General features: G+C 53.7%; 14 protein-coding genes. 10 read left to right on the forward strand and 4 right to left on the reverse strand.

All coding sequences use genetic code 11. The annotated features are described in order from the left end of the window. The first annotated feature begins 70 nt into the window (after positions 1 to 70). From ETC05_RS05895 to ETC05_RS05910, 4 genes are all read left to right on the forward strand, one after another. On the forward strand, positions 71 to 1,150 hold the full coding sequence (locus tag ETC05_RS05895) for a Gfo/Idh/MocA family protein (protein WP_031408858.1): 1,080 nt from the start codon (positions 71 to 73) through the stop codon (positions 1,148 to 1,150). 119 nt (positions 1,151 to 1,269) lie between these two features. Further along, a complete protein-coding gene (locus ETC05_RS05900; protein WP_171660575.1) occupies positions 1,270 to 2,019 on the forward strand; it encodes a ThuA domain-containing protein in 750 nt (249 codons plus the stop codon). After that, complete coding sequence (locus ETC05_RS05905; protein ID WP_171660576.1) at positions 2,016 to 3,170, forward strand: Gfo/Idh/MocA family protein; 1,155 nt, start codon at positions 2,016 to 2,018, stop codon at positions 3,168 to 3,170. Before ETC05_RS05900 ends, ETC05_RS05905 begins: the two co-directional genes overlap by 4 nt. A gap of 118 nt (positions 3,171 to 3,288) precedes the next feature. Next, the gene (locus ETC05_RS05910; RefSeq protein WP_031408864.1) at positions 3,289 to 4,260 is read left to right on the forward strand and encodes a sugar phosphate isomerase/epimerase family protein; all 972 of its coding nucleotides are present in this window, start codon (positions 3,289 to 3,291) and stop codon (positions 4,258 to 4,260) included. A gap of 174 nt (positions 4,261 to 4,434) precedes the next feature. On the opposite strand, the gene ETC05_RS05915 is transcribed toward ETC05_RS05910, so the two are convergent. From ETC05_RS05915 to ETC05_RS05925, 3 genes are all read right to left on the reverse strand, one after another. Next, positions 4,435 to 4,911 carry a CBO0543 family protein gene (locus ETC05_RS05915; protein WP_031408866.1) on the reverse strand — a complete coding sequence of 159 codons (477 nt, stop codon included), beginning with the start codon at positions 4,909 to 4,911 and terminating at the stop codon, positions 4,435 to 4,437. Between the two features lie 147 nt (positions 4,912 to 5,058). Further along, entirely contained in the window at positions 5,059 to 5,391 is a 333-nt protein-coding gene (locus ETC05_RS05920; RefSeq protein WP_031408868.1) for a hypothetical protein, read from the reverse strand. A 70-nt stretch (positions 5,392 to 5,461) separates the two neighbouring features. Continuing rightward, complete coding sequence (locus ETC05_RS05925; protein WP_031408870.1) at positions 5,462 to 5,920, reverse strand: CBO0543 family protein; 459 nt, start codon at positions 5,918 to 5,920, stop codon at positions 5,462 to 5,464. A 222-nt stretch (positions 5,921 to 6,142) separates the two neighbouring features. Here ETC05_RS05925 and ETC05_RS05930 point away from each other — a divergent pair, with 222 nt between their 5' ends. Further along, on the forward strand, positions 6,143 to 6,469 hold the full coding sequence (locus ETC05_RS05930; protein ID WP_031408872.1) for a nucleoside triphosphate pyrophosphohydrolase: 327 nt from the start codon (positions 6,143 to 6,145) through the stop codon (positions 6,467 to 6,469). Then, the gene (locus tag ETC05_RS05935; RefSeq protein WP_171660577.1) at positions 6,462 to 8,909 is read left to right on the forward strand and encodes a DEAD/DEAH box helicase family protein; all 2,448 of its coding nucleotides are present in this window, start codon (positions 6,462 to 6,464) and stop codon (positions 8,907 to 8,909) included. Before ETC05_RS05930 ends, ETC05_RS05935 begins: the two co-directional genes overlap by 8 nt. Before the next feature lie 148 nt (positions 8,910 to 9,057). Here the strand turns inward: ETC05_RS05935 and ade are convergent, their stop codons facing one another. Next, positions 9,058 to 10,788: an adenine deaminase gene (gene ade / locus ETC05_RS05940; protein ID WP_171660578.1), complete on the reverse strand. Its 1,731-nt coding sequence runs from the start codon at positions 10,786 to 10,788 to the stop codon at positions 9,058 to 9,060. A gap of 174 nt (positions 10,789 to 10,962) precedes the next feature. Here ade and ETC05_RS05945 point away from each other — a divergent pair, with 174 nt between their 5' ends. The 4 genes from ETC05_RS05945 to ETC05_RS05960 are packed head-to-tail and all read left to right on the forward strand — an operon-like array spanning position 10,963 to position 14,555. Next, positions 10,963 to 11,592 carry a YhbD family protein gene (locus ETC05_RS05945; RefSeq protein WP_031408878.1) on the forward strand — a complete coding sequence of 210 codons (630 nt, stop codon included), beginning with the start codon at positions 10,963 to 10,965 and terminating at the stop codon, positions 11,590 to 11,592. 3 nt (positions 11,593 to 11,595) lie between these two features. Continuing rightward, positions 11,596 to 12,300: a polymer-forming cytoskeletal protein gene (locus ETC05_RS05950; RefSeq protein WP_031408880.1), complete on the forward strand. Its 705-nt coding sequence runs from the start codon at positions 11,596 to 11,598 to the stop codon at positions 12,298 to 12,300. Positions 12,301 to 12,305: 5 nt separating this feature from the next. Continuing rightward, a complete protein-coding gene (locus ETC05_RS05955; protein ID WP_031408882.1) occupies positions 12,306 to 13,028 on the forward strand; it encodes a polymer-forming cytoskeletal protein in 723 nt (240 codons plus the stop codon). Positions 13,029 to 13,043: 15 nt separating this feature from the next. Then, positions 13,044 to 14,555 carry an MDR family MFS transporter gene (locus ETC05_RS05960; protein ID WP_171660579.1) on the forward strand — a complete coding sequence of 504 codons (1,512 nt, stop codon included), beginning with the start codon at positions 13,044 to 13,046 and terminating at the stop codon, positions 14,553 to 14,555. The last annotated feature ends 36 nt before the right edge of the window (positions 14,556 to 14,591 follow it).

Here is a 14,591-nt window from a genome sequence, read left to right on the forward strand (position 1 = left end):
TTTGTCGCTTGATGTAATCGATTACATCGGGCGGCAATCGCAGATCAAATCGACGCAAGGGGGAAGAATGATGAAAAACAACCGTCCAATCCGTCTTGGCTTGATTGGAGCCGGAGGGATTTCCAACGAACACATCAAGGCGGCGCTAAAGCTTTCGGAGCGCACCGTTTTGCAAGCGATTTGCGACGTCAATGAACAAGCAGCCGCGGAAAAAGCGAAAACGTACGGCATTCGCGATGTGTACAGCGACTACAAAGAGTTGCTCGCCTCGCCGGACGTCGATGCGGTCATCATCACGGTGCCGAACTTTTTGCACGCCCGAGTGTCGGTCGACAGCTTGCGGGCCGGAAAACACGTGCTTTGCGAAAAGCCGATGGTGACCAAAGCGGAAGAGGCGGACGCCATCATCCGCGCTCGCGATGAATCGGGCAAGCAGTTTATGGTAGCGCTGAACAACCGGTTCCGCCAAGCGGCGCAATGGCTTCATGAGCGAATCCAATCCGGCGCGTTCGGCGAGATTTATTACGCGAAAACAGGCTGGGTGCGCCGCCGCGGCATTCCCGCATGGGGGGCATGGTTTTTTGACCGTGAGCGCTCCGGGGGCGGCCCGCTCATCGATTTGGGCGTCCATATGCTCGATGTCACGCTCTGGCTGCTCGGGAATCCGAACCCGGTTGCCGTGACCGGGAAAACGTACGCCAAATTCGGTCCGCGCCATCAAGGAGCATGGCCGGGGACATCGTTTGCGCCGAACGCTGCGTATACGGTCGAAGATTTTGCTTCCGCGTTCATCCAGCTCGAAAACGACGCGACGGTGCTCCTTGAGACGAGCTGGGCGTCGCACATTGAAGAAGAGCGGGCGTATGTCGAGTTTCTCGGCACGGAAGGCGGCGTGCGTTGGGAGTGGAATGTGGCCGGCAACCGCCAAGAAGTGAAATGGTTCCGCAATGAATACGGCGTCCCGGCTGATGTCACGCTCCATTTTGACGATCAAAGCGAACGGGTGGCGCTACTTGACCATTTCTTGACGAGCATCGCCGAGAACACACCGCCGCTTTGCACCGCTGAACAAGGGCTTACGATCGCCAAAGTGTTGGAAGCGATTTACGAATCGTCTGAACAAGGTCGGCAAGTCCGCCTCGAATGGTGAGAAACGCTCCATGAATCGCGCTGGAGTCCCAACGAGTCGCGAACATGGAGAAACATTCCAAAAAAACACTCCGCCTAGCCGCGTACAGGCAGGCTGAAAAAACAAGGGGGAGCGAACGGATGACCACACCGATCCGCGTCGTCGTTTGGAACGAATTTCGCCATGAAAAAAAAGATGAACAAGTCAAAGCGATTTATCCGGAAGGGATGCATGCCGTGATCGCAGGCTACCTGGCTGAAGCCGGGTTTGACACGGCGACCGCTGTGCTCGACGAACCGGAGCACGGCTTGACCGACGAAGTGCTCGACCGGTGCGACGTCCTCATCTGGTGGGGGCATATCGCCCATGATGAAGTGAAAGATGAAGTGGTCGAACGCGTCCACCGCCGCGTGCTCGAAGGAATGGGGCTCATTGTCCTTCATTCCGGCCACTTCTCGAAAATTTTCAAAAAGCTGATGGGGACGACATGCAATTTGAAATGGCGCGAAGCCGATGAAAAAGAACGTCTCTGGGTCGTCGCCCCGGGCCACCCGATCGTCGAAGGAATCGGGCCGTACATCGAGCTCGAGCAGGAAGAAATGTACGGCGAGTTTTTCGACATTCCGGAGCCGGACGAAACGATTTTCATCAGCTGGTTTGAAGGCGGGGAAGTGTTCCGCAGCGGCTGCACGTTCACGCGCGGGAAGGGGAAAATTTTCTACTTCCGTCCTGGCCATGAAACGTACCCGACGTACCATCACCCGGACGTGCTGAAAGTGATCGCCAACGCCGTCCGCTGGGCCGCGCCGGTCAACCGCGGGGAAATCGTCTTCGGCAACGTCAAGCCGCTGGAACCGATCAAAGCGAAACAAGGGGGAGTGACGCTGTGAAACCGATCAATGTCGGCATCATCGGCACCGGCTTTTCCGCTTCATCCCATATCGAGGCGCTCCGCCGCTTGCCGTTGGTGAACATTGTCGCCATCGCCTCAAGCAGCCAAGAAAAAGCGGAAGAAGCCGCGCGCCGGTTCGGGATTCCGAAAGCATACGGCGACTACCGAGCGCTGATTAATGACCCGGACGTGGAAGCGGTCCATAACTGTACGCGCAACGTCTTGCATTTTCCGATCAACAAGGCCGTGCTGGGGGCGGGGAAACATTTGTTGTCGGAAAAGCCGCTCGCCATGGACAGCGAGCAGTCGGCCGAACTGAAACAACTGGCGGAAAAAAGCCCGGGGCTGAGCGCTGTCTGCTTCAACTACCGCCACTACCCGCTCGTTGCTGAGGCGAAAGAGCGGCTCGCCCGCGAAGCGAAGCGCGTTCATTTCGTCTATGGCGGCTATGTGCAAGACTGGCTGCTTTATGACACCGACTACAACTGGCGGCTTGACCCGGCGCAAAACGGCCCGTCGCGCGCCATCGCCGACATCGGCTCGCACTGGTGCGACACAGTGCAATACGTGCTCGGCAAACGCATCGTCGAAGTGTTCGCCGATTTGCGCACCGTCCATCCGGTTCGCTACAAGCCGAAACAGGAAGGAAGCACGTTCACATCCGGACACGCTCAAGACGCTGAACCGGTGCAGATTGATACGGAAGACGGCGGCAGCGTGCTTGTCCATTTTGACGACGGCACCCACGGCGCATTCACGATTTCCCAAGTGAGCGCCGGCCGGAAAAACCGGCTGTATTTTGAAATCGCCGCCGATGCCATGACGCTCGCTTGGGACCAAGAGCACCCGAACCGCCTTTGGGTCGGGCGCCGCAACGGCCCGAACGAAGAAGTCGTCCGCGACCCGGCGCTTTTGTCGCCGCGCGCCGCCTCGCTCGCCCATTACCCGGGCGGCCATGAAGAAGGCTGGCCGGACGGGCTGAAAAACTTGTTCCTGGACTTTTACAGCGCCATCAGCCGGAAACAGCGCGGTGAGGCGCTCGGCGAGTTGCCGTTTGCGACGATCGCCGACGGCCATCATACGATGACGATCGTTGACGCCATTTTGGAAAGCCACCGGACGAAACAATGGGTGCGGGTGGCGGAATAAATGGTGTCAGTTTGGCCGCCGCCAGCACGGGCGCGAACGGCGCGCCAAAACGAAATGAAACGTTGGGGCCGACCGCCGACTGACCGGCCCTACACCGCGAGAAGGGGGAGAAAAACAAATGAAAGTAGGCGTATTTACCGTCTTGTACCAACAGTTGCCGTTTGAAGACATGCTCGACAAAGTGGCCGCGATGGGCATTGAAGCCGTCGAGCTTGGCACCGGCAATTACCCAGGCAGCGCCCATTGCGATCCGGATGCCCTGTTAGATCAGCCGGACAAAATCAAGGCGTTGAAAAAAGCGGTTCACGACCGCGGACTTATCATCAGCGCGCTCAGCTGCCACGGCAACCCGCTCCATCCGGACAAAGCGTTTGCGAAACAATCGCATGACACGTGGCGGAAAACAGTGAAACTCGCTGAGCAGCTCGAAGTCCCGGTCATCAACGCCTTCTCCGGCTGCCCGGGCGACCATCCCGGCGCCAAATATCCGAACTGGGTCACGTGCTCCTGGCCGCCGGATTATCTGGAAATTTTAAAGTGGCAATGGGACGAAGTCGTCATCCCGTACTGGCGCGAAGAAGCGGCGTTCGCCAAGGAGCACGGCATCACGCAAATCGCCTTTGAAATGCATCCGGGCTTTGTCGTCTACAACCCGGAAACGCTCCTCAAACTGCGCGAGCACGTCGGCGAAGCGATCGGCGCCAACTTCGATCCGAGCCACCTGCTTTGGCAAGGCATCGACCCGGTTGAAGCGATCAAACTGCTCGGCCGCGAAAAAGCGATTTTCCACGTCCATGCGAAAGATACGTACTTGGACGAAGCGAACATCCGCAAAAACGGCGTGCTGGATACGAAGCATTACAGCCAAATTCTCGACCGCTCGTGGGTGTTCCGCACCGTCGGCTACGGGCAAAGCGAAAAACGGTGGCGCGACATCGTCAGCGCCTTGCGCGCCGTCGGCTATGACTATGTACTCTCCATTGAACACGAAGACATGCTCGCCTCGATCGACGAAGGGCTGTCCAAAGCGGTGGCGCTCCTCAAACACGTGCTGTTCAAAGAAGAACTGCCCGAGATGTGGTGGGCATAAAAAGAAGGCGGCAAGGAGCAGGGCTCTTTGCCGCCTGTGTGCTTGCTTCGACATCTGCTGCCAAGAGGACCTCGCGCTGTCGCCATAGGGGCTTTATGCGGACATTCGTCCGGCCGCCAACGGCTTTTTGCGGAAAACAAAAATGGGCTTGGGTGCTTTTAGAAAGAAAAACGGTCATGAACGACAGCGGACAGACTCTTCCCAGCGGTTGATCAGCTTCATCAGGATTCGAACGAAAAACGATAGGAGAAAGATCGTGACAAACGAATGCATCCATGTCCACGTATGATATCGAATCAAATTTGTATGCCTTTCATAAAGAACCTCCACGAATGTCAAAGCAGCTGTATACAAGACACATTGCCCGACAATGCCGAAAATGCTTGAATGGTATGATGTTCGATAAAAATACACGCACATGACTGGGTAGAGAACATATTCAAACAAGATGCTGGTGTCGAAGTATTGCCCCAAAAACCTCACCGGATAATCGAGCAAGTGCTTTTCGACCACAATCACACCGAAGAAGGTGGAAAAATAAGCTTTCAATAAAAACACGAGAATCACGTCTTTAATGGGTGGTTTGCGCAAACTGAAAGCCAGTAGGATGAGCCCTAGAGCCAACAACGCCCATAAATGGATTCGATCCATGTCTTCACCCTCTCCTGTTAGGGCACTCTGTTGCCCAGTCTATGCGGTCAATAAGGATAGCATAGTTTAGTTCGCTGGGAGGAATCAGGCATGTGTGCCAGCGCGTCTGTCAGCTGTTCATGTAGGATGGCTCGGGGGCAACCGCTTTTACATAGCGCGCGCTGTCTGGCTGCGGATGCGCCCCTTGAGCAGCAGAAGCTGATGACCATCCACCGTCAAATCAATCATCGCCCCGTTCAATATGTCTTCGCCTGATTTTCGCCCGTCCGCCTGCAAATACTTCACTCGATACCATTTTCGTCCATATTCAAAATACAGATACTGTCCGCGCTGGAAGTCGATCCAAAACTTCACCCGCTCGCCGTTTACAGTCTTCCATACATATCCCCACGCCCGGTCTTGGCGGATTGGCGCCATTTTCGGGCGCGCGGAATTGATGGCTTCGTAATACAGGCGGTGTTTGATGTCAAACAGCACCATCCCGTTCGCCTCCTTTATGGACAACTATACTATATGTATAGCGCGAACTAGGAGAAATAGACATGCCAACTCACCCGTTTTCTTGAAGCAGCCGTCCGGCAAGCAGGCGAACCGCGAGCGTTAAAAGGAACATGGCCACGAAGGAGTGCACCCATGTCCAGCCATGGTACTCAATCAAATCCGTATATCGTTCAAATACTACTTCTAATGCCGTCATCGCCGCCGCATACCCCGCACATTGGGCCACCACGCCCAACCCGCGTGAACGCCTTGATGTCGCATACACGTATACGCTAACGACCGGATAGAGAAGATATTCAAAAATGACACTGTTGCCCGTATAAGCCGCAAAAAAACGGATCGGATACTCGAGCAGCCCGGCCCCCGCCGTGACCGTGCCCAAAAAACTCGTCGCATACGCATTGAGCAGAAAGGAGATCGACACCTCTCGCAACGACAACAAGCGGAAACTAAGCAAAAGCAATCCGATGCCGATCGCCACGAGCAGCCAAAGCAGCAGCCATTCCATACAAACCTCCAAGCACGAATCGTGTCGATTTTTCTTAGTATGGCACGGGGGAGGGGGGAGTATGTGAAGTTTTTGGCTTAATTATTTGTAACGATTGATAACGGTTTTATTTAGGCAGAAACAATATTCCTTAGGAAAAGGGGCCTTCTGCTTGTTCTTTCTATGAAAAAAAGGCGAGATTTTGTAAAATAATCGTATAGTCTCGTAGATGGAGGAATGGATATGCCGATATACAATAAACTCGTTCGCGACCGCATTCCGGCCATTATCGAACAAGCCGGAAAAACGTTCACTACTCGCATACTCGACGCGGAAGAATATAGGAAAGAACTACAGAAGAAAGCGTTTGAAGAGCTTGAGGAGTATGTTCAGTCAGCGACCGACGAGGCCGCCCTCGAAGAGCTTGCGGATGTGTTGGAAATTATTCATGCCTTAGCCGCATGTCATGGCGCTTCGATCGAACAAGTGGAACAAATCCGGGCGAAAAAAGCAGAAGAGCGCGGCGGCTTCCGTGAAAAAATTTTTTTGGTCGAGGTTCATGATGAGTAAAGTCGAGTTGATTTCCCGGCGGCTCATTGACAAGCTGCGGGAACAGATAAGCCGCTCGTCGACAATATACATACTGACATCGTTTGCCATGAAATCTGGAGTCCGCCTTTTGAAAGACAGTCTAGAGGCGGCTGCACGACGGGGTGCAGACATCAAAATTTGTGTTGGGGATTATTTGTTTGTCACCCAGCCGGAAGCGTTGCGTGAACTGATTTCGATTCATCCCGACATCGAAGTGCGCCTGTTTAGAAGTGATGGGATTTCGTTTCATCCGAAGGCTTACTTGTTTGAAGATAGCGAACAAGGCTACTTTGTCATCGGGTCTTCTAATTTATCCCGTTCGGCTCTCACAGACGGCATCGAGTGGAATGTGGGGCTGGATAAAAGTGTTGATGAAGATGTATTTGCCGAAGCGATGGAGCAGTTTTTAAAGCTGTTTTACGCTCCGGAAACGGTGCCGGTCAACACCGAAACAATCGCTGACTATGAAAAACAGTATCAAGATAATCACCAACGCCATCCTAACCTATCTCGTACATGGGTTGAGGCAGAGGAAATCGAGTTGATGCTTCCGACGGAAACGGAAAAGAAGCAGGAGGTGGAAACGGCAGACAAGGCCGATGTTGTTCATGAGACGGCTACTCCATATGGAACGATCCAGCCGCGCTTTGCCCAAGTTGAGGCGTTGGAGCGGTTGGAAGCTGCGTATGAAGAAGGATACGATAAAGCGATGGTTGTCATGGCGACCGGGCTTGGGAAAACGTATTTGGCCGCTTTTTTTGCCCGCCGTTTTTCGCGAGTGCTGTTCATCGCCCACCGCGAGGAAATTCTTCGCCAGGCAAAACAGTCGTTCGAACGTGTGATCCCGGATCGAACGGCGGGTATATACGACGGCAATCAAAAAGACGGAAGTGCGGATATGGTGTTTGCCTCGATCTTTACGCTGAGCATGAAAAAACATTTGTTTTCGTTTCGTCCTGACTCATTTGACTTAATTATTGTGGACGAGTTCCACCATGCGGCGGCCCGCTCGTACGAACGCGTCCTTCGTTATTTTCAGCCGAAATTTTTGCTTGGCATCACCGCCACTCCAGATCGGAACGACAATAAAGATGTGTACGCGATTTGCGATGGAAACGTTGCCTACCGCATTGACTTTATTGAAGCAGTGCAGCGCGGTTGGCTTGCGCCGTTTCACTATTATGGCGTGTACGATGATACCGATTATTCGCAAATCAAATGGCTCGGCAACCGCTATGATGAGGAAGAGCTGCTTCAAGCGCAACTTCGCGAGGAGATGGCGGAGAACATTTTGCGAGCGTGGGAGCAGTATAAGAAAACAAGAACACTCGTCTTTTGTTCATCGATTCGGCAAGCCGATTTTCTGTCCCGATATTTCCAACGCCATGGCTACCGGACGATCAGCCTTCATTCGAAGCAGACGGCCATTTCGCGCAAGCAGGCCATTGACATGTTGGAGCGCCGTGAACTGGACGCTATCTTCACCGTCGATTTGTTCAATGAAGGGGTCGATATTCCTTCTGTCGATACACTTTTGTTCGTGCGGCCGACGGAATCGCTGACCGTCTTCACCCAGCAAGTCGGGCGCGGGCTGCGGCTGTATGAAGGCAAGGACTACTGCGTCATTATTGATTTAATCGGAAACTACCGCAATGCCGATGTCAAGCTGCGCCTGTTTGATGCACAGCGGGGCGAAACGAAGAAAAAAGCGAGGGAATCCGTTGTGCCAACGGTTCCGGAACCATGCGAACTGCATCTTGATGTCCAGGCCATCCATCTTCTCGAGGAGATGCAGAAAAAACGCCAACCGCGCAAAGAACGGCTGCTGGCCGATTACAGACAGCTCAAGCAGGAGTTGGGCAGACGACCAACGTATTTAGAATTGCATCTCCAAGGCCGAAGTGAAGCGGCGGAGTACAAACAAGAGTTCAACTCTTATGTCGGCTTTTTATATTGGGCCGGGGAGCTGTCAGATTTAGAGAAGGAAGTGTTTCTCAAGCATGAACCGTGGCTTGTTGAGGTTGAGCGGACGGTAATGTCGAAAAGTTATAAAATGGTTGTCTTAAAAGCCATGCTCGAGCGCGGGCCTTCGGGCTGGCATGAGCCCATCACTCCGCAACAAGCGGCACCGTTCTTTTACCAGTATTTAACAGAAAAAGAATACCGGAAGCGCATCGATTTTTCCGACGGGGAAACGAAACGACTTTGGGAGTATGATGAGGAAAAAGTGAGCAAACTGATCGCCCGCATGCCGATGACGAAATGGAGCGGCAGCTCAAAGGGACTGATTTCCTTTGTAAACAATGTGTTTGCGCTCCAATTTTCCATCGCCCATGAACATGAAGAAATCTTGTACAATTGGACGAAAGAAATTTGTGAGTATCGGTTGCATGTGTATTTTGAGAGGAAAAGTGGATAGATGGACAAGTCATCAACTACATGTGTTCACAAGCCGTATAACGTGAATGTCGATGCTGCACATCGCAGTGAAAAGGGTGTCTCGTCGCTTTGGGAGACACCCTCTTCGCTTATAGCGAGACTAGGCTCGTATATGTGGAGTCCATCCGTTATGCTTCGACCGGGATAAACTCCCAACGTTTAACGTCAAATAGTCCTTGATCGGTCAGCTTGAGCTCGGGAATGACCGGCAAGGCGAGAAATGACAGGGTGATGAACGGATTGAAAGAGCCGTCTGCGCCGATTGCTTTAAGTGCTTGTTCAATCTGTTTCAATTCGTTTAGCACCTCGGTATAGTCTTTTCCAGTCATCAATCCGCCGATTTCAAGCGGCAGGCTGGCGAGCACCGTTCCATTTTTGACGACGGCAAGTCCGCCTTGTTGTTGGCGGAGCTGTTCGATGGCGATGACGAGGTCACCGTCGTTTGTTCCGGCGGCGATGATGTGGTGCGAATCGTGTGCGATCGAAGAGGCAATGGCGCCTGCTTGGAAGCCGAAGCCACGGACGATGCCAAGGCCGATGCCAAGCCCGCGATGGCGTTCGACGACCACAAGCTTCAACAAATCCCGTTCGACCGAAGGGGAAAAGGCTCCGTCCTGGACATCGACTTCGGTGATGCGATGATTCGTGTGCAAGTGGTTCGGGATGATCTCCATGACATGGGCGTTGTTTCCTTTCCGCATCGGAATGCGAAGATCAGCTTCGGTGACCGGTTGGCAACGGATTGATTGCCGTAATTCCGATTGGACGCGGCAAGCTGACGATTCAGAGTGGAAGGTGGTTCGGCCGTGTTCGGCGACGAGTCTGCCGGATTTGAATACATGGGTGATATTCAGTGTTTCCAAATCTTCCAACAGCAGAAAATCGGCATCGTATCCGGGGGCGACCGCGCCTTTGGTCGACAACCGGTAGCACTCGGCGGCATTTAACGTAGCCATTTGGATGGCCAGAAGCGGATCGAGCCCAGCGCGAATGGCCAGCCGCACGTTATGGTCGACGCTCCCTTCGAACCATAAGTCGTCCAGATGTTTGTCATCCGTGCAAAACAGAAAGCGGCGCGCGTTATGCTCAGTGACGGCGGGAAGAAGTTTGTCAAGATCTTTGGCGACTGAACCTTGGCGAATGAGCACGTACATGCCGCGGCGAATGCGTTCTAACGCTTCGTCGGCGGTGACGCATTCATGATCCGTATGGATGCAGGCGCTACGGTAGACGTTGATGGCATCGGCATCCAGACCGGCCAAGTGGCCGTCGATGAGACGGTTGGAGTTGGCCGCGAGCGCCAGTTTGTCAAGCATGGACGGGTGTTGTTCCCTTAATGACGGATAGTCCATCACTTCCGCCAAGCCGAGAACGCGCTCATCGTTGAAAAACGGTGCTAGGTCCGCAGCTGACAAGACGGCGCCGGCATGTTCAAAGGAAGCGGCCGGCACGCACGATGGCAACATGATATATACATCAAGCGGCGTCCGCTTGGCGTCGTCGAGCATAAATTGAATGCCGTGGACGCCGGCGACGTTCGCGATTTCGTGCGGGTCGGCGATCACCGTAGTGACCCCATGCGGCAGAACGACGCGGGCGAATTCGCTCGGGGGCACCATCGACGATTCGATATGCACGTGTCCGTCAATCAGTCCAGGACAAATATAGCGTCCTTTGGCGTCCATCGTTTCTTTGCCTTCATAGCGGCCGATGCCGACGATCGTCCCTTCGGCAATGGCGAGGTCCCCTTCGACGATTTCGCGTGTAAACACGTTGACGATTTTTCCGTTTTTGATGACGAGATCGGCTTTCGTTTGTTTTGCGGCAGCGGCGATTTTCTTCTGCAACGTTGAATGCATGTTTCTCTTTCTCCTCTCTTCATAATGTGAATCGCGATGCCAGTGGAAATTGGCTTCATTGTACTGAGCTAGACGGCAGGTTGTCAATCGCCTTGTCTCATTTTTTGACATATGCCCCTTTACAACGTAACAATGTTATGTTACATTTATGGTTGTGAGGGAGGTGAGCTGCTCATGGAACAGGAATTGATTTCGAAAAAAGAACTGCTTGAGCTGACCGGCATTTCATACGGCCAGCTGTATCGCTGGAAGCGGAAAAAGCTGATTCCGGAAGAATGGTTTATTCGCAAATCGACATTCACTGGGCAGGAGACGTTTTTTCCGAGAGAAAAAATCTTGGCTCGCATTGAGAAAATCAAGGAGCTGAAGGATGAGCGGTCTCTCGATGAGTTGGCGGCGATGTTTGCGCCTGATCCGGCGACGGTCGTCATGACGAAAGAAGAAATCGTAAAACGTCACATTGTTTCGGACGTCGTGTTGCAATTATTGAACAACCAGTTGAGCGATCGAAACGACGTTTCGTTTGTGCAGCTTCTTTCTCTTTATCTTGTTGATCGGCTGCTTCTTTCCGGCGAGATCAGCATGGAAGAGGGAAAAAACATATGGAAGATGTTTGAGAGCCATTATCCAAAACTGCAAGGAAAATCATGTGAGCTGATCGTTCTTCGCAAAATGGGGATGGCGACTTGCTTTTTGGCGGAAGGGGCAGTCAACTTGTACATCGAAGAAGGAGCAAAGCTCGCAGCGCGGCTGCATGTGCCGGCATGTATTGAAGAGTTAAAGCTGAAGCTTTCGGAGGGATGAGAAATGGAGCGGCGTGATTTGGTCATTGCCGGAACGGGGCATGCGTCCGGCGGGCTGTACAGCTTGGTGAAATTATCGGGGAATGGAAAGCTGTATGGCGATCTCGATTGCTTGGAGATGCAAGTGCAAGGAAATGCGACCGTCGAAGGAAGCGTGAAAGCCAACAACGTTCATATTGCCGGGAAAGGCCATGTGACAGGTGGGATGGAGTGCGAGTGGATGAAAGTGAGCGGGAGTGTGAAAATTGGAGAACATGTGCAATGCCAGGAGGCGACGGTTCGCGGCCACGGCTTGGTGAAAGGCTCATGCACGGCGGAGACGATCCGTGTCCATGGCGAGCTCGACGTTGGCGGTGACTGTTCGGCCGAGCGGATGGAGGTCGAAGGGCATTTCTCCGTTGGCGGGCTGTTGAACGCAGGCTATATCGAAGTAAAGCTGTTTGGTCCGAGCCGCGCTACGGAGATCGGCGGGGAAACGATTATGGTAAAGAGGCAAGGAGGTTCGCTGTTCAAAAAATGGTTTTTTCCAGCGGAGTTGACCGCCGATGTGATCGAAGGGGATGTCATTCATCTCGAACATACTACGGCGAAAACGGTGCGCGGCAACCGCGTGACGATCGGGCGGGGATGTCACATCGAGCGGGTCGAGTACCGAGAAGCATTGGAATGTGATGAAGAGGCGAAAATCGGAATCATAGAGAAAGGGTGAGAACGATGGCGGCGAGAAATTTGACCATTAACGGATCGGCGTTTTCGGGCGGCGGCACGTTCCATCACGTGACGGTCCGCGGCGATGCGACGATTCGCGGCGATGTCGAATGCGACCGCTGCAAAGTGTTTGGCTCGGCAGACATGAAAGGAGCGCTCACCGCCCGCCAGCTTCGCCTGTTTGGCCAAGCGAACATCGACGGTCCTGTGCGTATGGAGAAAATGGATGTGTTCGGGGAAGCAGACATTCGCGGCCATGCCCATCTGCAGCATCTTCAGCTGCGCGGGATGGTGCAGGTGGAGGGGAACGTGGAAGCGCATGCGATTCGCGGCTATGGCGAGCTGTCGGTGTCGGGAAGCTGCGAGGCGGAAAAGGTCGCGTTGACCGGCGTCGTGCGAGTCGGACAGACGCTGAATGCCGAACAGGTGGAATTGTCGCTCTATTTTGCCGACAGTTCGGTCAAGGAAATTGGCGGCCGGACGATTTCCGTCAAGCGAAACAAAACGTGGAACGCCATTCACTGGCTGACGCGTTTTTCTTCCTTATCCGCCACGTTGGAGGCGGACACGATTGAAGGCGATGAGATTTATTTGGAATATACGAAAGCCGCGATCGTCCGAGGAGAGCGGGTGACGATCGGCCCAGGCTGTGAGATCGGGCTTGTTGAATATCAGATGGCGTTTGCCCAAGACGAACATGCCATGGTGAAAGAAAAAAGACAGAGGTAGAGGGAGAGGGAACGGATGAAGAATAAGGAAACGAAAACGGGATTGGTCGTGATCGCGCTGTTGCTCGGCATTTTTGTCGCCTCGATGGACAATACGATTGTGGCAACAGCGATGGCGACGATTGTCGCCGATTTGGGCGGGCTCAAGCAGTTTGTTTGGGTGACGTCGGCGTATATGGTGGCCGAGATGGCGGGGATGCCGATTTTTGGGAAATTGTCCGACATGTACGGACGGAAGCGATTTTTCTTATTTGGCATCATCGTGTTTTTAATTGGGTCGGTGTTGTGCGGCATGGCGCAAACGATCGTGCAGCTCAGCATTTTCCGCGCCATTCAAGGCATCGGTGGCGGGGCGCTCGTGCCGATCGCGTTTACGATTATGTTTGACATTTTCCCGCCGGAGAAGCGCGGGAAGATGGGCGGGCTGTTTGGCGCGGTGTTTGGCTTGTCCAGCATTTTCGGCCCGCTGCTTGGCGCGTATATCACCGATTATCTCAACTGGCGCTGGGTGTTTTACATTAACATTCCGCTTGGGATTGTCGCGTTTTTCTTGCTTTGGATCTACTACCGCGAGTCGCCGAAGCATGCGAAGCAAAGCATTGACTGGCTTGGCGTGATGACGCTTGTTCCGGCGATCGTCTGCCTGATGTTTGCGCTGGAGCTTGGCGGCCAGAAGTACGCGTGGGACTCGGCCGTGATCATCGGGTTGTTTTCGGCGTTTGCCTTGCTCTTTCTCGTGTTTTTGTATGTAGAAACGAAAGCACAAGAGCCAATCGTATCTTACCATATGTTTCGCGAGCGCCTGTTTGCGTCAACGACGTTGGTCGCCTTTTTCTCCGGCGCGACGTTTGTTGTCGCCACCGTGTACATCCCGATTTTTATCCAAGGGGTGACGGGCGGTTCGGCGACGAATTCCGGATTGATTTTGTTGCCGATGATGCTTTCGACGACGGTATCAGCCCAGCTCGGCGGCTTTTTGGCCGGGAAAACGAGCTACCGCAACGTGATGTTCGGGTTTATGTTGCTGTTTACGGCTGGGATCGGGCTGCTTGGCACGATTGATGAGCATACCACGCGGCTTACGGTGACGTTGTACATGATTATTGTTGGGTTAGGGGTTGGAGCATCGTTTTCGGTGCTCGGCATGGCGGCGATCCACCATTTTTCTGAAGCGGAACGGGGAGCGGCCAGCTCAACGAACTCGTTTGTCCGGTCGCTCGGCATGACGGTCGGCATTACCGTGTTTGGCATCATTCAGCGCAACTTGTTCACCGATCAATTGGCCGAGCAGTTTCGCGGCATGGCGCAAGGGGCGCCTGGAGCGAATATGCACGATCCGCGCGCGATGTTGTCGCCGGAAGCGCGGGCGCACATCCCGGCCCCTGTGCTCGACCGTTTGACCGAAGCGCTCGCCTCGTCGATTGCCGATACGTTTTTATGGGCGCTCATCCCCGCGGCGCTGACGATCGTTTGTGTGCTGTTGATGTCCAACGATCGGCTCGCTGCGCCAATGAGGATGAAAGAGTAAGAGATGGAGAAAGGGTGTCTCAAACGATTCGAGACA

The sequence above is a fragment of the Geobacillus sp. BMUD genome, assembly GCF_013096845.1.
GTDB classification, from domain to species: domain Bacteria; phylum Bacillota; class Bacilli; order Bacillales; family Anoxybacillaceae; genus Geobacillus; species Geobacillus vulcani.